Here is an 18,495-nt window from a genome sequence, read left to right as displayed (position 1 = left end):
TGTGCGCTCGCGGGGCCGTTCAGAGGCTGAACACGCCTACCTCCACGCCGTGCTCGGCGGCGAGGCGGTGAAGGTCGTCCAGCTCGCCGAGTTCGACGTCGACAAGGAACTCGTCGCCCTCGTCACGGGCCCGCGAGAGGTCGGACTCGGTCGTCTTTATGCGCTGCAGAAGTCCTGTGGTGAAAGCGTCCATGCTGCGCCCCCTCGTCCTGGGTCGTGGGTCGGGTCGGTGGCACGGGGGTGTGCCGGTTCGGGAGGGGCGATCACGTCGTCACAGGTGCCCAGCGCCGCGCGGCCGGGCGGCGACGGTGCCGGACACCCACGCCCGCCCTGCGGCGAACGGTCGCTGCGCACCGCTGGTCGTGCGGTACAGGCAGAGCGTGATCGCGGGGTGTAAAGCCGTCCTCCCCCCGCTCCCTTCCGTGGAAACCTCAACCGCACGAGAAAATCCGGCATTCCCGAGCCGCACCGGCACTCGGCCCGGAACCGGGTCCCGGCCTCCCTCCCGGGCCACTTCCCGGCCTCCCTCCCGGCCTCCCTCCCGGGCCACTTCCCGGCCCGCTCCCGCCTTACCGCCGACTTATGACCGAAAAGGGCAGGATGGAGGTCAACACACCCACCGGACCCCTGGCCGCGTGCGCCCGTCTGGCGCCGCCGCGCGGGGACAGAGGAAGGACAAGCGACGTGCGCGTACTCGTCGTCGAGGACGAGCAACTGCTCGCCGATGCGGTGGCCACCGGCCTGCGCCGGGAAGCCATGGCCGTCGACGTCGTGTACGACGGAGCGGCCGCCCTGGAGCGCATCGGCGTCAACGACTACGACGTGGTCGTCCTCGACCGCGACCTCCCGCTCGTCCACGGCGACGACGTCTGCCGCAGAATCGTCGAACTCGGCATGCCCACCCGCGTGCTGATGCTCACGGCCTCCGGCGACGTCAGCGACCGGGTCGAGGGGCTGGAGATCGGCGCCGACGACTACCTGCCCAAGCCCTTCGCGTTCAGCGAGCTGATCGCGCGCGTGCGCGCCCTCGGGCGGCGCACCAGCGTACCCCTGCCGCCGGTGCTGGAGCGCGCCGGGATCAAGCTCGACCCCAACCGCCGCGAGGTCTTCCGCGACGGCAAGGAGGTGCAGCTCGCGCCCAAGGAGTTCGCCGTCCTGGAGGTCCTCATGCGCAGCGAGGGCGCGGTCGTCTCGGCCGAGCAGCTCCTGGAGAAGGCGTGGGACGAGAACACCGACCCGTTCACCAACGTCGTCCGGGTGACCGTGATGACCCTGCGCCGCAAGCTGGGCGAGCCGCCGGTGATCGTCACCGTGCCCGGCTCCGGCTACCGGATCTGATCGCCCGTGGCCGCATCACCCGCGCCTCCCCAGGCGCCGCCGAAGCCCACCTGGGACCCCCGCCCGGCCGCCCCCTTCCCGTGGCTGCGCCCGACCATCCGGATAAGGCTCACGCTGCTGTACGGCGGCATGTTCCTGATCGCCGGCATCCTGCTGCTGTCGATCATCTACCTGCTGGCGGCCCAGGCGCTGAACCCGGGCAGCGACCTGCCCTTCAAGATCACTGAGGGCAAGGTCACCAGCAGCATCTGCAACCTGCCGGACCAGGCCCCGCCCAGCGAGTTCAACACCGCGATGAACGCGTGCGTCAACGAGGAGCGCCAGCACGCCCTGGACAGCCTCCTCAGCCGCTCCCTGCTGGCCCTGCTCGGCCTCGCCGTGATCGCCTTCGCCTTCGGTTACGCCATGGCCGGCCGCGTTCTGTCGCCGCTGGGCCGCATCACCCGCACCGCACGCGCGGTGGCCGGCTCCGACCTCTCCCGCCGGATCGAGCTGGACGGCCCGGACGACGAGCTGAAGGAGCTGGCGGACACCTTCGACGACATGCTGGCCCGCCTCCAGCGGGCCTTCACCGCCCAGCAGCGCTTCGTCGGCAACGCCTCGCACGAGCTGCGCACGCCGCTGGCGATCAACCGCACGCTCCTGGAGGTGCACCTCTCCGACCCGGGCGCCCCGGCGGAGCTGCAGCAGCTCGGCAAGACCCTGCTCGCCACCAACGAGCGCAGCGAGCAGCTCGTGGAAGGGCTGCTGCTGCTGGCCCGCAGCGACAACCAGATCGTCGAGCGCAAGCCCGTCGACCTCGCCGAGGTGGCCGGCCAGGCCGTCGACCAGGTGCACGCCGAGGCGGAGGCCAAGGGCGTGCGGCTCCACGGCCGGCGCACACCCGCCGTGGTGCAGGGCAACGGCGTACTGCTGGAGCGCATCGCCCTGAACCTGGTGCAGAACGCCGTCCGGTACAACGTCACCGAGGACGGCTGGGTCGAGGTCACCACGGAGGTGGAGCACGGCCAGGCCGTCCTGGTGGTCACCAACACGGGACCCGTGGTGCCGGCGTACGAGATCGACAACCTCTTCGAGCCGTTCCGGCGGCTGCGCACCGAGCGCACGGGCAGTGACAAGGGGGTCGGCCTGGGGCTGTCCATCGCGCGTTCCGTGGCCCGCGCGCACGGCGGGCACATCTACGCCCAGCCGCGGGAGGGGGGAGGACTCGTGATGAGGGTGACCCTGCCCGTCTGAGACGGGCCGCCGATCTGAGATCATTGCGCCGATCACCTCACCGGCATCCGAGGATGTTCGCTTTTAGCGGAATTTTCGGGTTACCGCTCCGGTGCTCACCTGTGTGATCGATCACAATGGCGGATTTTCCACTCTCCACTCTCCGTGATCATGCACCCTGTCCAAAAGCCGGGAAAGTCCTGGTTTTTAGGGGTCTTGATCACGGGAAGTACACGGTGAGACGCCTTTGAAGTGCGGCATTCGGACCGTGTACGGTCCGCATCGCCATCCAACCCGAGCACTCCTGCGGTGTCCGGTTGGGTGTCGATTGAGTAACAGACCTTGATGTGAGGCAAAATCTCCGCCTCAGGTCGGGCACAAGTCCGGCCTCTCACGCGTTACGTGCGCTGGAGACACCGCGAACACCCAGAGGGGGAGAGCGACCATGGCAACCGATTACGACACTCCACGCAAGACCGACGACGACGTCGACTCGGACAGCCTGGAAGAGCTGAAGGCACGCCGGAACGACAAGTCCGCTTCGGCCGTGGACGTCGACGAGTTCGAGGCCGCGGAAGGACTCGAACTTCCCGGAGCCGACCTCTCGAACGAGGAGCTGGCGGTCCGGGTACTGCCCAAGCAGCAGGACGAGTTCACCTGCATGAGCTGCTTCCTGGTACATCACCGCAGCCAACTGGCCCGAGAGAAGAACGGCCAGCCCATCTGCCGCGACTGCGACTGAGGCGGGGTCGGCCGTGACTGGCTCGACCTCTCCCTGGAAGCGCCGCTTCGCCAAGGGCGGAGCGGACCAAGGGCCGCAGGACGGCCCGAACCGCGCGCGTGACGACGAGCGGGGCCCGGCCACCACGGACGCGGCCTCGCTCGAACCGGCGGACCACCGGGGTGACCTCCCGGCGCCGGTACCGGCCCCCGCGCCCGCTGCCCGACGCCGGGCGGCGGTGTTCCGGGACAAGGCCACCGAAGGCGTCCGCAAGGGCGGTGGCCGTGCCAAGGCCGCCCTTGCGCTCCTCGCCGACCGCGTCATCGACATCGCCCCGCGGATCCCCGTACGGGACCTGGCGGCGCTCCGCAGGCAGTTCCCCGGCCTCGGGCCCGAGGAACTGGCCGACAAGCTGGTGGCGGGGGCCACCAGAGCCACGGCGACGGTCGGCGCGGGGATCGGCGCCGCCGCGATGCTGCCCGTGCCCCCGGCCATGCCGACCGAGCTGGCCGCCGAGGTCACCGGCGTCGCCGCGATCGAGCTGAAGCTGATCGCCGAACTCCACGAGGTCTACGGCGTACGACCGCCCGGCGGCCTCTCGCAGCGCTCCACCGCCTACCTGAACTCCTGGTCGGAGGAGCGCGGCATCGACGTGACCAAACCGGCCACGCTCGGCACGGCGATGAACGGCCACATGAAGCGCCAGCTCCGCCAGCAGATCATGAAGCGGATGGTGCGCAACCTGCCGAACCTGATGCCGTTCATGGTCGGCGCCGCGGTGGGCGCCGTGATGAACCGCCGCGACACCGGCAGGCTCGCCGCCCGCATCCGGAGCGACCTGCGCAAGGCGCAGGTGCCGTGGGACGCCCTGCCCGCCCTGCCGCCCCTGGAGACCCCCGGAAACGCCCTGGAGATGGGCGACGCCCTCAAGGACCTCGCGCACCCCGAGCGGCCCGAGCCCCCCGAGGGGCACGGCGGCGGAGACGACCGCTGACCCCTGCCGGGGCGCCGCCGCCTAGCCGGCGGCCTTGGCCGCCTCGATGGCCTCGGCCAGGCGCTCCGGCTCGCGGGTCGACAGATACAGGTACGGCGTCGGGTCCTCGGGGTCGGTGACCTCCACCCGCAGCGCCGTCGGAATGTACGCGCGCAGCAGCAGGAACGCCCGGGTGTCCGCCTTGTACGTGCGCCAGGCGCGGGCCTCCTCGGCGTCCATCACCTCGGAGCCGCCCAGCGCCGTCACCGGGATCTTCGCCTCGCCCGCGATCAGCGAGTCGCCGACGACCCGGATACGGATCGCGCCGTAGGAACTGGCGGCGACCGCCGCCACGGCGGTGCCGCCGGCCAGCCCGCCGAGCATCGGCAGGGTGCCGAAGGGCAGCAGGACGATGGCGAACGCGAGACCCACCATGAAGGAGATCAGCCACCAGGAGCGGGGCGCGGTCAGGCGTTCTTCGTACGGGGCGGCGGAGAGCTGCATGGCGTCAAGCTTGGCACGGCGACGACGGGGGGCCGCGGCCAGGGCGGCCCGGGCCGGGACCGGCCGGGCACGGCGGTGGCGGGGGAGCGACGGGCGGGTAAGGTCTGCGGCTGTGAGTGGTACTTCCCCGGCTCTTCAGCCCCCCGCCGACGCCGTGCGGCCCGTCCGGCACGCCGACGCCCCCGCCCCCGGCGAACTGCTCGGCGCCCACTACGGCCAGTGCTTCGGCTGCGGCGGCGACCAGGCCCACGGACTGCACCTCCAGGCACGCGCGGGCGAGGGCGTGACGATCACCGCCGAGTTCAGCGTGCGCCCCGCCCACCAGGGCGCCCCGGGACTCGCGCACGGAGGAGTGCTGGCCAGCGCCCTGGACGAGACCCTCGGCTCGCTGAACTGGCTGCTGCGCACGATCGCGGTCACCGGCCGGCTGGAGACCGACTTCCTGCGGCCGGTGCCCGTCGGCGCCACACTGCACCTCCAGGCCGAGGTGACGGCGGTGGCGGGACGCAAGATCTACTCCACCGCGACCGGCCGGATCGGCGGCCCCGACGGCCCCGTCGCCGTCCGCGCCGACGCCCTCTTCGTCGAGGTCAAGGTCGCGCACTTCACCGACAACGGCCGCCCGGAGGAGATCCGGGCCGCGATGGACGACCCGGACCAGCTCCGCCGCGCCCGCGCCTTCGAGGTGAACCCGTGAGCCGCGCTCCGCTGGAGGTCCTGCTCCGGCGCGTCGACCCGGACGTACCGCTTCCGGCGTACGAGCACCCCGGGGACGCGGGGGCGGATCTGCGGACCACCGTCGCCCACGAGCTGGCGCCCGGTGAACGGGCCGTGCTGCCCACGGGTGTTTCCGTGGCGCTGCCCGAGGGGTACGCGGCCTTCGTGCACCCTCGTTCCGGCCTCGCGGCCCGCTTCGGTGTCGCCCTCGTGAATGCCCCGGGGACGATCGATGCCGGGTACCGTGGGGAGATCAAGGTGATCGTGGTGAATCTCGACCCGCGCGAGGCCGTGCGGTTCGAGCGCTTCGACCGGATTGCCCAACTGGTCGTCCAGCAGGTCGAGAGGGTCCGCTTCCGCCAGGTCGCGGAGCTTCCCGATTCGGCACGGGCCGAGGGGGGCTTCGGGTCCACCGGCGGACACGCCGGGGCGGGCCCGGCAAGCGGCACAAGCGGTCAGGTCGCCGAAGGCGGCCCGACGGGTGGGAATCGATACGCTTCGGTCGTATCCGACCGGGAAGGACAGTGACGTGTTCGGACGTCGCAAGAAGAGGGATGCCGCCGAGGACGCGGCCGGCGAGACCGAGCAGGTCGTCGACAGCGTCGACACCGAGGCGGACGACCGGGGCGCCCGCGTGCGGCTCGAACCCGAACCGCGGCCCGACGGACCCTGGGACAGCACCGAGGTCCGCGACCCGGCCGAGGGCCGGGTCGACCTGGGCGGCCTGTTCGTACCGGGCGTGGACGGCATGGAACTGCGTGTGGAGGTCGCGGGTGACGCGATCGTCGCGGCCACGGTCGTGCTGCGCGACAGCGCCGTACAGCTCCAGGCGTTCGCCGCACCCAAGCGCGAGGGCATCTGGGGCGAGGTGCGCGAGGAGATCGCCGCCGGCATCACCCAGCAGGGCGGCATCATCGACGAGGTCGAGGGCCCGCTCGGCTGGGAGCTGCGCGCTCAGGTGCCGGTGCAGTTGCCGGACGGCACGAGCGGCTTCCAGGTGGTGCGGTTCATCGGCGTGGACGGCCCCCGCTGGTTCCTGCGCGGGGTCATCTCCGGCCAGGGCGCGGTGCAGCCGCAGGCGGCCGGGCTGCTGGAGCAGATCTTCCGGGACACGGTCGTGGTCCGCGGCGAGGGCCCGATGGCGCCCCGCGACCCGATCGTCCTGAAGCTGCCGAACGACGCGCAGATGGTCCCCGAGAACGTCCAGCAGGAGGAGGGCTCGCGCTTCTCCGGCGGCATGGGCCAGCTCCAGCGCGGACCGGAGATCACCGAGGTCCGGTAACCGCCGTACCCGCGTGCGACGGCCGCCCCCGCGAGGCGGCTCACGCGCGAGAAAAGGGCCGCGCCCCGGGAGGGGACGCGGCCCTTCGCCATGCACGCGGCGCGCGGCCCTTCGCCATGCACGCGGCCGCACGCCCCCCACGTACGGGGCTGCGCGCCCCGCGAGCTTGCAGCCGCACGCCCCCCTCGTACGGGGCCGCACGCCCCCTTGTACGCGGCCGCACTCCCGTGACCTGCCGGGCCGTCCGACCGTCAGGGTTCCGTCAAGGACGGGCCGCCGCGCGCCCGCGGCCCGAATTGCCCGGTTCGCTCGCCGTAGGGTCGACGCTGCGCAGTCGGCGCCGACCGGAAGACAATGAGGCCATGGGACGCGGCAAGCTTCGGATCTACCTCGGTGCGGCACCGGGCGTCGGCAAGACGTACGCGATGCTCGCCGAGGCCCACCGCCGGGTGGAACGCGGTACCGACTGCGTCGTCGCCTTCGTGGAGCACCACGGCCGCCCCCGCACCGAGGTGATGCTCAGCGGCCTGGAGGAGGTTCCGCGCCGGGTACTGGAGCACCGCGGCGCCCGCTTCACCGAGATGGACCTGGACGCCGTCCTGGCCCGGCACCCCAAGGTGGCGCTCGTCGACGAGCTGGCCCACACCAATGTCCCCGGCGCGCGCAACGCCAAGCGCTGGCAGGACGTCGAGGAACTCCTCGCGGCCGGGATCGACGTGGTCTCCACCGTCAACATCCAGCACCTGGAGTCGCTCGGCGACGTAGTGGAGTCGATCACGGGCGTACGGCAGCAGGAGACCGTGCCGGACGAGGTGGTCCGGCGCGCGGACCAGATCGAGCTGGTCGACATGTCCCCGCAGGCGCTGCGCCGGCGCATGGCCCACGGCAACGTCTACCGCTCCGACAAGGTCGACGCGGCCCTCTCGAACTACTTCCGTCCCGGCAACCTCACCGCCCTGCGCGAACTGGCGCTGCTCTGGGTGGCGGACCGGGTCGACGCCTACCTGAAGCAGTACCGCAGCGACCACCGGGTCTCCAGGATCTGGGGTTCGCGCGAGCGGATCGTGGTCGGCCTGACCGGTGGTCCGGAGGGCCGCACCCTGATCCGCCGGGCCGCGCGGCTCGCGGAGAAGGGCGCGGGCGGCGAGGTGCTGGCCGTCTACATCGCCCGCAGCGACGGCCTGACCTCGGCCTCTCCGAAGGAACTGGCGGTGCAGCGCACCCTGGTGGAGGACCTCGGCGGCACCTTCCACCACGTCGTCGGCGACGACATACCCGCCGCCCTGCTCGACTTCGCCCGGGGCGTCAACGCCACCCAGATAGTCCTCGGCTCCTCCCGCCGCAAGACCTGGCAGTACGTCCTCGGCCCCGGCGTCGGCACCACCGTCGCCCGCGAGTCCGGACCCGACCTCGACGTGCACATCGTCACCCACGAGGAGGTCGCCAAGGGCCGCGGGCTGCCGGTGGCCCGCGGTGCCCGGCTGGGACGCTCCCGGAGTCTGTGGGGCTGGCTCACGGGCCTCGGCGGACCGCTGCTGCTGACCCTGTTCCTCGACAGCGTCCACCTCGGCCTCGCCAACGACGTCCTGCTCTACCTCGCGCTCACCGTCGCCGCGGCCCTGCTGGGCGGGCTCTACCCCGCGCTCGCCTCGGCCGCCGTCGGCTCCCTGCTGCTCAACTGGTTCTTCACCCCGCCGCTCAGCCGCATCACCATCTCCGACCCCAAGAACATCCTCGCCCTGGCGATCTTCGTCGGCGTCGCGGTCTCGGTCGCCTCGGTGGTGGACCTGGCGGCCCGGCGCACCCACCAGGCCGCCCGGCTGCGCGCCGAGTCCGAGATCCTCTCCTTCCTCGCCGGCGACGTGCTGCGCGGCGAGACCAGCCTTGAGGCCCTCCTGGAACGGGTCCGGGAGACCTTCGTGATGGAGTCGGCCGCCCTGCTGGAGCGGGAGAGCGAGGTGGCCCCCTGGACCTGCGCGGGCCGGGCAGGCTCCGGGCCGCCCGTCGGACGGCCCGAGGACGCGGACGTGGACATGCCCGTCGGCGACCACATGGCGCTGGCCCTGACCGGCCGGGTGCTGCCCGCCGAGGACCGCCGGGTGCTCGCCGCGTTCGCCGCGCAGGCCGCCGTCGTACTGGACCGGCGGCGGCTGCGCGAGGAGGCCGACCAGGCCCGCGCGCTGGCCGAGGGCAACCGCATCCGCACCGCCCTGCTCGCCGCCGTCAGCCACGACCTGCGCACCCCGCTCGCCGGGATCAAGGCGGCCGTCTCCAGCCTTAGGTCCGACGACGTGGCCTGGTCCGAGGAGGACGAGGCCGCGCTCCTGGAGGGCATCGAGGAGGGGGCGGACCGCCTGGACCACCTGGTGGGCAACCTGCTCGACATGTCCCGCCTGCAGACCGGCACGGTCACCCCGCTCATCCGCGAGATCGACATCGACGAAGTGGTCCCGATGGCGCTCGGCGGCGTACCCGACGCCGAGGTGGAGCTGGACATCCCCGAGACGCTGCCCATGGTCGCCGTCGACCCCGGCCTGCTGGAGCGGGCGGTCGCCAACCTGGTCGAGAACGCCGTCAAGTACAGCCCGCCCGGCACCTCCGTCCTGGTCGCCGCCAGCGCCCTGGGCGACCGCGTCGAGGTACGGACGGTGGACCGCGGGCCGGGCGTGCCCGACGAGGCCAAGGAGAGGATCTTCGAACCCTTCCAGCGGTACGGGGACGCCCCGCGCGGCGCCGGCGTCGGCCTGGGCCTGGCCGTGGCCCGCGGGTTCGCCGAGGCCATGGGCGGCACCCTGGACGCCGAGGACACCCCCGGCGGCGGCCTCACCATGGTCCTCACCCTGCGCGCGGCCCGCCCCGCCCCGCAGCTCATCGGCTCCACCGGCCCCACCGGCGCCACCACGGAAGAAAGGCCGCCCCCATGCTGAGCCCGACCGGGGACACCCCTCGGACGCCCACGCGGGTGCTCGTGATCGACGACGAACCGCAGATCGTCCGCGCCCTGGTGATCAACCTCAAGGCGCGCCACTACGCGGTCGACGCGGCCCACGACGGCGCCACCGCGCTCCAGCTCGCGGCCGCCCGGCACCCCGACGTCATCGTCCTCGACCTGGGCCTGCCCGACATGGACGGCGTGGAGGTGATCAAGGGCCTGCGGGGCTGGACCCGGGTGCCGATCCTGGTGCTCTCCGCCCGGCACTCCTCCGACGAGAAGGTCGAGGCGCTGGACGCGGGCGCCGACGACTACGTCACCAAGCCCTTCGGCATGGACGAGCTGCTGGCCCGCCTGCGGGCCGCCGTCCGCCGGGCCGAACCCGTCCCGGGCGGCGAGGACGAGGTGGTCGTGGAGACGGCGGACTTCACCGTCGACCTCGCCGCGAAGAAGGTCGGCCGGAACGGGAAGGACGTACGGCTGACGCCCACCGAGTGGCATCTGCTGGAAGTACTGGTACGCAACACCGGCCGCCTGGTCGGTCAGAAACAGCTCCTCCAGGAGGTCTGGGGGCCCTCGTACGGCACGGAGACGAACTACCTGCGGGTCTACATGGCACAACTGCGCCGCAAGCTGGAGGCGGACCCGGCCCACCCGCGGCACTTCATCACGGAGCCGGGCATGGGCTACCGGTTCGAGAGGTGATCCCTCCGGTTCCCTCCGGTTCCCTCCGGTTCCCTCCGGTTCCCTCCCGAGGGGACGCGTGGCTGTCGGCGGGTCCCGGTAGGCTTCAGACATGAGCGCTGTCCCTCGTTCCGACAAGCCGGTGGGCCGGTTCCGGCGCATGTTCGACCGGCTCTCCTCCTCGCAGGAAGACCTGGAGCGCGCGGAGCTTCGGGAGGACGCCGCCACCGCGGGCTGCACCCGCATCGGCGACTGCCGGGACCGGCAGATCGTCACGGTTACTGGTACGTTGCGCACGGTCACGCTGCGCCCGCGCGCCGGCGTCCCCGCGCTGGAGGCCGAGATGTTCGACGGCACCGCCGCTCTGGACGTCGTGTGGCTGGGCAGGCGTTCCATCGTGGGCATAGAGCCGGGGCGCAAGCTCATCGCATCGGGCCGGATCTCGATGAGCCGGGGCCGCCGGGTGCTGTTCAATCCCAAGTACGAACTGCGACCCCTCGGACGGGAGTAGCCGGTGACGTCCCTCGACAAGCCGACCGGAGACACTGAAGCGGATGACGCCCGGGCGGTGACGGAGGCCGCCCTCTTCGAAGCCTTCGGCGGCGTGCGGGGCATGGTCGAGACGGTCCTGCCGGGCCTGCTCTTCGTCACGATCTTCACGATCAACAGCGACCTGCACCTCTCGGCGATCGCGGCGCTGGCCGTCTCGCTGGTGCTGGTCGCGGTCCGCCTGGTGATGAAGGACACCGTCAAGCACGCCTTCAGCGGCGTCTTCGGTGTGGCCTTCGGCGTCGTCTTCGCGATGATGACCGACAACGCCAAGAACTTCTATCTGCCCGGCATGCTCTACACCCTCGGCCTGGCCCTGGCGTACATCGTCACCACGCTGGCCGGCGTGCCGCTGATCGGCCTGATCCTCGGCCCGGTCTTCAAGGAGAACCTCTCCTGGCGCACCCGCAACCCGGGCCGCAAGAAGGCGTACGCCAAGGCGAGCTGGGCCTGGGGTCTGATCCTGCTCGCCAAGTGCGCGGTCCTCTTCCCGCTGTACTGGTGGGCGGACACGGAGTCGCTGGGCTGGGTCCTGGTCACCCTGAAGATCCCGCCCTTCCTGCTCGCCGTCTGGCTCACCTGGGTCTTCCTCGCGAAGGCCCCCGCGCCCATCGACGTGTTCGCGGAGATGGAGGCGGCGGAGAAGGCCGAGCAGGCCGAGCAGGAGCGGGGCGAGGAGGAGCGCGCCGCCGGGCGGGACCGTACGGACGGCGTCCTCAGCGGGGCGAGGGAGCCGGCCGTCGACGACACGCCGGGGCTGGCCGCCGACGGGGAGACCGGCCCGGCGGACTCCCGCGGCGGCAGGCACCGCGGGCCCCGCAAGGGGTGACGCCGGGGGCACCGGCCTGCCCCCGGCAGGGGGAAGGGTGAACGCCTGGCATAGGGAACGGCGAACGCTGGACGGCGAACGTGGCGGAGGGGGCGACCCGGGAATTCCGGATCGCCCCCTCCGTCGTACGCCGTGCTCCTTGAACCTGTGAGCCCGTGCTCCGTGGGCCCGTGAGCCTTGAGGCGGGTGAGGCGGGTGAGGCGGGTGAGGCGGGTGAGGCGGGTGAGGCGGGTGGGGCGGGTGAGCCGGTCAGCCCGCGGTGCTGCCGCGACGGGCCGACAGCAGGTCCTCCAGTTGCTCCTCGCGGGCCTGCGCCGCCACGAACAGCAGTTCGTCGCCGGCCTCCAGGGAGTCCTCCAGGGACGGGGCCATCACGCGGGTGCCGCGGATGATGGTGACCAGGGAGGTGTCCTCGGGCCACTCCACGTCGCCGACCTGGGTGCCGGCCAGCGCCGACTCCTCCGGCAGGGTCAGCTCCACGAGGTTGGCGTCGCCGTGGCTGAAGCGCAGCAGCCGGACCAGGTCGCCGACGCTGACGGCCTCCTCGACCAGGGCGGACATCAGACGGGGGGTGGAGACGGCCACGTCGACGCCCCACGCCTCGTTGAACAGCCATTCGTTCTTCGGGTTGTTCACCCGGGCGACGACGCGCGGGACGCCGTACTCGGTCTTGGCCAGCAGGGAGACGACCAGGTTGACCTTGTCGTCGCCGGTCGCGGCGATGACGACGTTGCAGCGCTGGAGCGCCGCCTCGTCCAGGGAGGTGATCTCGCAGGCGTCGGCGAGCAGCCACTCCGCCATCGGCACGCGCTCGACCGAGATCGCGGTCGGCGCCTTGTCGATGAGCAGGACCTCGTGGCCGTTCTCCAGCAGTTCGCCGGCGATCGAACGGCCGACCGCACCGGCTCCGGCAATGGCGACCCTCATCAGTGACCGCCCTCCTCTTCGGGACCCTTGGCGAACGCCGCCTCGACCTTGTCGACCTCGTCGGTGCGCATCATCACATGCACCAGGTCGCCCTCCTGCAGCACCGTCTGCGACGTGGGCAGGATCGCCTCGCCGAGCCGGGTCACGAACGCCACGCGCACGCCGGTCTCCTCCTGGAGCCGGCTGACCTTGTGGCCGACCCAGGAGACGGCCGTGTGCACCTCGGCGAGCTGGACCCCGCCGGTCGGGTCGCGCCACAGCGGCTCGGCGCCCGAGGGCAGCAGGCGGCGCAGCATCTGGTCGGCCGTCCAGCGGACGGTGGCGACGGTGGGGATGCCCAGGCGCTGGTAGACCTCGGCGCGGCGAGGGTCGTAGATGCGGGCGGCGACGTTCTCGACGCCGAACATCTCGCGGGCCACCCGGGCGGCGATGATGTTGGAGTTGTCCCCGCTGGAGACGGCGGCGAAGGCGCCCGCCTCCTCGATGCCCGCCTCCCGCAGGGTGTCCTGGTCGAAGCCGACGCCGGTGACCCGGCGGCCGCCGAACGAGGAGCCCAGGCGACGGAAGGACGTCGGGTCCTGGTCGATCACGGCGACCGTGTGCCCCTGCTGTTCCAGGGTCTGGGCGAGAGCGGAGCCCACTCGCCCGCAGCCCATGATGACAATATGCATCGCGTCACACCGTGCTTCCGACAGGTCCGCTGACCCTCGTGGATGTCGTGCCCATGTCTCTCTTTCGGCTCACCTGGCGACGTGGCGCGGCCCATGCGGGCCCGCGGGGGAACATCATGCCGGTGACCGGCACCCCCCGTCGGTCCCGGGGCCCGGGAAGCCGGGTTCCCGGCCCGGGACCAACGTATCGGCCCCGGGTGGGGGCGGGGGAAGGGAAACCGTCAGCGGGGCTGGGCAGGTGGGAATGGCCCGCGGGAAGGGGGCGGCGGGAACGGCCCGTGGAGACGGCCCGGCGGGGACGGGCCGACGGGAGGCCGCCCGGCGGTCATCCGTCGGCGGAGGCCCGGCGGCGGCCGATGCTGCGGACGGAGGCGACGGTCAGGATGCCGAGTCCGACGAGGGCGGCGGCGGCACCGATCAGCTCTGCGGTCGCGGGCATGTGACCTCCTGGGTCGACAACGGGCGGAAGGCGGGCGGATCTTGCCGGAAACCGGTTCTCTGTCATGACCGACAGTTCTTGTCATATAGGCATGCGAACTCCGTGACTGGCCACGCGAAGCCCGCGACCTGCGCAAACCGCAGCCGAACGGCCCGCCGAATTCACCCGGAGAGCAGAGGGGAGAGCAGAGGGGAGAGGAACGAGAAGCCACTGAGGAGGGTCTGAGGAGGGTCTGGAGGCGGCGCTGCGGGGGTGGCGGGTGGGCGGCCCCCCGTTCGAACGCTTACGATCCTCTGTTGTGTCCAAACTGACCGACGTGCCCAAGCGGATCCTGATCGGGCGCGCACTGCGCAGCGACCGGCTGGGCGAGACGCTCCTGCCGAAGCGCATCGCCCTCCCCGTCTTCGCTTCCGACCCGCTGTCCTCCGTGGCGTACGCACCCGGCGAGGTGCTGCTGGTGCTCTCCATCGCGGGCGTGTCGGCGTACCACTTCAGTCCCTGGATCGCGGTCGCGGTCGTGGTGCTGATGTTCACCGTGGTCGCCTCCTACCGGCAGAACGTCCACGCCTACCCCAGCGGCGGCGGCGACTACGAGGTGGCCACCACCAACCTCGGCCCCAAGGCGGGCCTGACCGTGGCGAGCGCGCTGCTGGTCGACTACGTCCTGACCGTCGCCGTCTCCATCTCCTCCGGCATCGAGAACCTCGGCTCCGCGATCCCGTTCGTCGTCGAGCACAAGGTCCTCTGCGCCGCCGCCGTCATCCTGCTGCTGACACTGATGAACTTGCGCGGGGTCAGGGAGTCGGGCGCCCTCTTCGCCATCCCGACGTACGTCTTCGTCGCGGGCGTCTTCACCATGATCGCCTGGGGCGCCTTCCGCGGCCTCGTGCTCGGCGACGCGATGCACGCGCCGACCGCGGACTACCAGATCAAACCCGAGCACCAGGGCCTGGCCGGCTTCGCGCTGGTCTTCCTGCTCCTGCGCGCCTTCTCCTCCGGCTGTGCGGCGCTCACCGGCGTCGAGGCGATCTCCAACGGTGTACCGGCCTTCCGCAAGCCGAAGTCGAAGAACGCGGCGACCACGCTGGCCATGATGGGCCTGCTCGCCGTCACCATGTTCTGCGGAATCATCGCGCTGGCGGCCACCACCAAGGTCCGGATGGCGGAGAACCCGGCCGTCGACCTGATCCACAACGGGGTCGCGGTCGGCGCCGACTACGTGCAGAACCCGGTGATCTCCCAGGTCGCCGAAGCGGTGTTCGGCAAGGGCAGCTTCCTGTTCATCGTGCTGGCCGCCGCCACCGCCCTGGTCCTCTTCCTCGCCGCGAACACGGCGTACAACGGCTTCCCGCTGCTCGGCTCGATCCTCGCCCAGGACCGCTACCTGCCCCGCCAGCTCCACACCCGCGGCGACCGCCTCGCCTTCTCCAACGGCATCGTGCTCCTGGCCGGCGCGGCCATGCTCCTGGTGTGGATCTACGGCGCCGACTCCACCCGGCTGATCCAGCTCTACATCGTCGGCGTCTTCGTCTCCTTCACGCTCAGCCAGATCGGCATGGTCCGGCACTGGAACCGCCACCTGGCCACCGAGCGGGACCAGGCCAAGCGCCGCCACATGGTCCGCTCCCGGGCGATCAACGCCTTCGGTGCCTTCTTCACCGGCCTGGTGCTGGTCGTCGTCCTGCTCACGAAGTTCACGCACGGCGCCTGGGTCGCCCTGCTCGGCATGTGCATCTTCTTCGCCACGATGACCGCGATCCGCCGCCACTACGACCGCGTCGCCGCGGAGATCGCGGCCCCGGACACCCCCGGCGAGGACACGGTGCGGCCCTCCCGCGTCCACTCCGTCGTCCTCATCTCCAAGATCCACCGCCCGGCCCTGCGCGCCCTGTCCTACGCCAAGCTGCTGCGCTCGGGCACCCTCGAAGCGCTCAGCGTCAACGTCGACGCGACCGAGACGAAGGCGCTGCGCGACGAATGGGAGCGGCGCGGCATCGACGTACCCCTGAAGGTCCTGGACTCGCCGTACCGCGAGGTCACCCGGCCGGTCATCGAGTACGTCAAGAGCCTGCGCAAGGAGTCGCCGCGCGATGTCGTCTCGGTGATCATTCCCGAGTACGTCGTCGGCCACTGGTACGAGCACCTGCTGCACAACCAGAGCGCGCTGCGCCTCAAGGGCCGCCTGCTGTTCACCCCCGGCGTGATGGTGACCTCCGTCCCCTACCAGCTCGAATCCTCCGAGGCCGCGAAGAAGCGGGCCCGCAGGCGCCAGGACTGGAACGCGCCCGGCGCGGTCCGCCGCGGCCCCGCGGCCCACCACGACCGGACGAAGGAGTCCTCACCGTCCGCGTAGACTGGTGGGCTGTTGTCCCCACGGTTTGGAGTCACCCCGCCATGCAGGCAGAAGAGAAGAAGTCGCTGGTCGGGGAGGAGTACGAGGTCGAGATCGGCCCCGTCGCCCATGGTGGCCACTGCATCGCCCGTACGTCCGAGGGGCAGGTGCTGTTCGTGCGGCACGCGCTGCCCGGCGAGCGGGTCGTCGCCCGGGTGACCGAGGGCGAGGAGGGCGCGCGGTTCCTGCGCGCGGACGCCGTCGAGATCCTGGACGCCGCCAAGGACCGCGTCGAGGCCCCCTGTCCCTACGCCGGCCCCGGCCGCTGCGGCGGCTGCGACTGGCAGCACGCCAAGCCGGGCGCCCAGCGCCGCCTCAAGGGCGAGGTCGTCGCCGAGCAGCTCCAGCGCCTGGCCGGGCTCACGCCCGAGGAGGCCGGCTGGGACGGCACGGTGATGCCGGCCGAGGGTGACAAGCTGCCCGCCGGCCAGGTCCCGTCCTGGCGCACGCGGGTGCAGTACGCCGTCGACGTGGACGGCAACGCCGGCCTGCGCCGCCACCGCTCGCACGAGATCGAGCCGATCGAGCACTGCATGATCGCGGCGGAGGGTGTCAGCGAACTGGGCATCGAGCAGCGGGACTGGATCGGCATGGCCTCGGTGGAGGCGATCGCCGCGACGGGATCGCAGGACCGCATGGTGATCCTGGAGCCGCGGCCCGGCGCCCGGCTCCCGCTCGTCGAACTGGACAAGCCCGTCTCGGTCATGCGGGTGGAGGAGAAGGACGGCGGCGTGCACCGCGTGCACGGCCGTGCCTTCGTCCGCGAACGCGCCGACGACCGCACCTACCGCGTCGGCAGCGGCGGCTTCTGGCAGGTCCACCCGAAGGCGGCCGACACCCTCGTGCGGGCCGTCATGCAGGGCCTGTTGCCGCGCAAGGGCGACATGGCACTCGACCTGTACTGCGGCGTCGGCCTCTTCGCCGGCGCCCTGGCCGACCGCGTCGGCGACACGGGCGCGGTCCTCGGCATCGAGTCCGGCAAGCGGGCGGTGGAGGACGCGCGGCACAACCTCGCGGCGTTCGACCGCGTCCGCATCGAACAGGGCAAGGTGGAGGCCGTGCTGCCGCGCACGGGCATCTCCGAGGCGGACCTCGTGGTCCTGGACCCGCCACGAGCGGGCGCCGGAAAGAAGACGGTGCACCACCTGTCGTCCCTGGGCGCGCGAAAGATCGCATACGTGGCCTGCGACCCGGCAGCCCTGGCCCGGGACCTCGGGTACTTCCGGGACGGGGGGTATCGGGTGCGGACTCTGCGGGTGTTCGATCTGTTTCCGATGACGCATCATGTGGAGTGCGTGGCGATTCTGGAGCCTATCCCGAGGGGCGCCTGACCTGCGGTTTTGTTGCTCTACTGGGTTGCTCGACCTGTTTCCCTCCGTGCAGCGGTTCACTCGGGCGGGTCGATCCTGAGAGCTATCTGACCTGCGAGTTCGTGAGGAATGCGCTGCATCGGGGCGATGCTTCAGATGTCTCTTCGGGGATTCCTGACGCTCGGACGACGGTCGTAATGGCGTCTCTACCGAGCCTTCGCGTTAGCGGTGCCAGCGACCGCCTGGTTCCGCGTTCGCGGAGTCGAGAGCGCCGTTGATACCACCCTGGTATCATGGTCGTATGGCGATGACACTCCGACTCCCCGACGACCTTGACGCGAAGCTCACCGAGCGAGCTCGCCGGGAGGGCCGCAGTAAGCAGGAACTCGCCATCGAGGCCATCCGTGACGCCCAGAACCGGGCCGAGCTGAAGGTCGATGACGTCTTGGTCGAGCTCATGGACAGTGATGCGGAGATCCTGGACTACCTGAAGTGACCGGCGTGCGCTACATCCAGATCGACGAAATCCTGGCCATCGCCCGCACGGTCAACGGCACCGAGCACAGCGTGCGTGACATGGGCCTTATGGTGTCGGCGATTGAGAGACCTCGGACGAACGTGTTCGGAGTCGAGCTGTATCCCACGCTGCACGAGAAGGCTGCGGCGCTGCTGCACTCCGTCGCCCGCAATCACGCGCTGATAGACGGCAACAAACGCACCGCCTGGCTCGCCATGCGTGTCTTCCTGCGGTTCAACGGCGTCAGTGCCAGTAGCGTCCCGCCGCCCGTCTCCGTTGCCGGCCCGTTCGTCGAGGACGTTGCGCAGGACAACATGGATGTACCGGCCATCGCCAAGCGCCTGGCGGCCTGGTTCCCCGTTTCGTGACGTTCGACGACGTGAGGGCAGGGCACGCGCGTGCCCTGCTCAGGTCAAGCCGGAATGGGACGCTGTGTACTGGAAGGCGTGGCTCCCTTTAGACACCGTTTCTAATGGCGTGATCACTCGTTGAGTC

The 18,495-nt window shown here is 71.3% G+C and carries 19 protein-coding genes; 15 read left to right on the top strand and 4 right to left on the bottom strand.

Annotated features, from left to right (window positions below; genetic code table 11):
* Positions 1 to 19 precede the first annotated feature (19 nt).
* A complete protein-coding gene (locus ABEB00_RS30565; RefSeq protein WP_345623838.1) occupies positions 20 to 193 on the bottom strand; it encodes a hypothetical protein in 174 nt (57 codons plus the stop codon).
* A 491-nt stretch (positions 194 to 684) separates the two neighbouring features.
* On the opposite strand from ABEB00_RS30565, the gene ABEB00_RS30560 reads away from it, so the two are divergent.
* The 4 genes from ABEB00_RS30560 to ABEB00_RS30545 all read left to right on the top strand — a co-directional run bounded on the left by ABEB00_RS30560 (position 685) and on the right by ABEB00_RS30545 (position 4,268).
* A complete protein-coding gene (locus ABEB00_RS30560) occupies positions 685 to 1,338 on the top strand; it encodes a response regulator transcription factor (protein ID WP_007387794.1) in 654 nt (217 codons plus the stop codon).
* Positions 1,339 to 1,344: 6 nt separating this feature from the next.
* Positions 1,345 to 2,574 (top strand): sensor histidine kinase, encoded by a 1,230-nt coding sequence (locus ABEB00_RS30555; RefSeq protein ID WP_345623837.1) that lies wholly within the window; start codon positions 1,345 to 1,347, stop codon positions 2,572 to 2,574.
* Between the two features lie 424 nt (positions 2,575 to 2,998).
* A complete protein-coding gene (locus tag ABEB00_RS30550) occupies positions 2,999 to 3,295 on the top strand; it encodes a DUF4193 domain-containing protein (RefSeq protein WP_003993510.1) in 297 nt (98 codons plus the stop codon).
* 13 nt (positions 3,296 to 3,308) lie between these two features.
* On the top strand, positions 3,309 to 4,268 hold the full coding sequence (locus ABEB00_RS30545) for a hypothetical protein (protein ID WP_345623836.1): 960 nt from the start codon (positions 3,309 to 3,311) through the stop codon (positions 4,266 to 4,268).
* 21 nt (positions 4,269 to 4,289) lie between these two features.
* On the opposite strand, the gene ABEB00_RS30540 is transcribed toward ABEB00_RS30545, so the two are convergent.
* A complete protein-coding gene (locus ABEB00_RS30540; RefSeq protein ID WP_345623834.1) occupies positions 4,290 to 4,751 on the bottom strand; it encodes a DUF3093 domain-containing protein in 462 nt (153 codons plus the stop codon).
* A 112-nt stretch (positions 4,752 to 4,863) separates the two neighbouring features.
* Here ABEB00_RS30540 and ABEB00_RS30535 point away from each other — a divergent pair, with 112 nt between their 5' ends.
* The 7 genes from ABEB00_RS30535 (at position 4,864) to ABEB00_RS30505 (ending at position 11,744) form a co-directional block, all read left to right on the top strand.
* Positions 4,864 to 5,448, top strand: coding sequence for a PaaI family thioesterase (locus ABEB00_RS30535; RefSeq protein ID WP_345623833.1), 585 nt, complete (start codon positions 4,864 to 4,866; stop codon positions 5,446 to 5,448).
* Positions 5,445 to 5,996, top strand: coding sequence for a dUTP diphosphatase (dut, locus tag ABEB00_RS30530; RefSeq protein ID WP_345623831.1), 552 nt, complete (start codon positions 5,445 to 5,447; stop codon positions 5,994 to 5,996). The genes ABEB00_RS30535 and dut overlap by 4 nt, the downstream gene beginning before the upstream one ends.
* A gap of 1 nt (position 5,997) precedes the next feature.
* Positions 5,998 to 6,750, top strand: a complete 753-nt coding sequence (locus ABEB00_RS30525) for a DUF3710 domain-containing protein (RefSeq protein ID WP_345623829.1) — start codon at positions 5,998 to 6,000, stop codon at positions 6,748 to 6,750.
* 362 nt (positions 6,751 to 7,112) lie between these two features.
* Entirely contained in the window at positions 7,113 to 9,677 is a 2,565-nt protein-coding gene (locus tag ABEB00_RS30520; RefSeq protein ID WP_345623827.1) for an ATP-binding protein, read from the top strand.
* Positions 9,671 to 10,387, top strand: a complete 717-nt coding sequence (locus tag ABEB00_RS30515; RefSeq protein ID WP_345623825.1) for a response regulator — start codon at positions 9,671 to 9,673, stop codon at positions 10,385 to 10,387. Before ABEB00_RS30520 ends, ABEB00_RS30515 begins: the two co-directional genes overlap by 7 nt.
* 91 nt (positions 10,388 to 10,478) lie before the next feature.
* Positions 10,479 to 10,877: an OB-fold nucleic acid binding domain-containing protein gene (locus ABEB00_RS30510; RefSeq protein ID WP_345623824.1), complete on the top strand. Its 399-nt coding sequence runs from the start codon at positions 10,479 to 10,481 to the stop codon at positions 10,875 to 10,877.
* 3 nt (positions 10,878 to 10,880) lie between these two features.
* Entirely contained in the window at positions 10,881 to 11,744 is an 864-nt protein-coding gene (locus ABEB00_RS30505) for a DUF3159 domain-containing protein (RefSeq protein ID WP_345623823.1), read from the top strand.
* Between the two features lie 249 nt (positions 11,745 to 11,993).
* Here the strand turns inward: ABEB00_RS30505 and ABEB00_RS30500 are convergent, their stop codons facing one another.
* Both ABEB00_RS30500 and ABEB00_RS30495 read right to left on the bottom strand, forming a co-directional pair.
* A complete protein-coding gene (locus tag ABEB00_RS30500; RefSeq protein ID WP_345623821.1) occupies positions 11,994 to 12,671 on the bottom strand; it encodes a potassium channel family protein in 678 nt (225 codons plus the stop codon).
* The gene (locus ABEB00_RS30495; RefSeq protein WP_345623819.1) at positions 12,671 to 13,342 is read right to left on the bottom strand and encodes a potassium channel family protein; all 672 of its coding nucleotides are present in this window, start codon (positions 13,340 to 13,342) and stop codon (positions 12,671 to 12,673) included. The genes ABEB00_RS30500 and ABEB00_RS30495 overlap by 1 nt, the downstream gene beginning before the upstream one ends.
* A 737-nt stretch (positions 13,343 to 14,079) precedes the next feature.
* On the opposite strand from ABEB00_RS30495, the gene ABEB00_RS30490 reads away from it, so the two are divergent.
* The 4 genes from ABEB00_RS30490 to ABEB00_RS30475 all read left to right on the top strand — a co-directional run bounded on the left by ABEB00_RS30490 (position 14,080) and on the right by ABEB00_RS30475 (position 18,368).
* The gene (locus ABEB00_RS30490; RefSeq protein WP_345623817.1) at positions 14,080 to 16,134 is read left to right on the top strand and encodes an APC family permease; all 2,055 of its coding nucleotides are present in this window, start codon (positions 14,080 to 14,082) and stop codon (positions 16,132 to 16,134) included.
* Between the two features lie 41 nt (positions 16,135 to 16,175).
* Positions 16,176 to 17,504: a class I SAM-dependent RNA methyltransferase gene (locus ABEB00_RS30485; RefSeq protein ID WP_345623816.1), complete on the top strand. Its 1,329-nt coding sequence runs from the start codon at positions 16,176 to 16,178 to the stop codon at positions 17,502 to 17,504.
* A 280-nt stretch (positions 17,505 to 17,784) separates the two neighbouring features.
* Positions 17,785 to 17,979, top strand: coding sequence for a ribbon-helix-helix protein, CopG family (locus ABEB00_RS30480; protein WP_121749681.1), 195 nt, complete (start codon positions 17,785 to 17,787; stop codon positions 17,977 to 17,979).
* Entirely contained in the window at positions 17,976 to 18,368 is a 393-nt protein-coding gene (locus ABEB00_RS30475) for a type II toxin-antitoxin system death-on-curing family toxin (RefSeq protein WP_345623814.1), read from the top strand. The genes ABEB00_RS30480 and ABEB00_RS30475 overlap by 4 nt, the downstream gene beginning before the upstream one ends.
* Positions 18,369 to 18,495 lie beyond the last annotated feature (127 nt).

This window comes from Streptomyces ziwulingensis, assembly GCF_039542605.1.
Lineage (GTDB): Bacteria > Actinomycetota > Actinomycetes > Streptomycetales > Streptomycetaceae > Streptomyces > Streptomyces ziwulingensis.
Note: the sequence above shows the minus strand (reverse complement) of the source record. Positions and strands in the feature narration are given on the sequence as shown.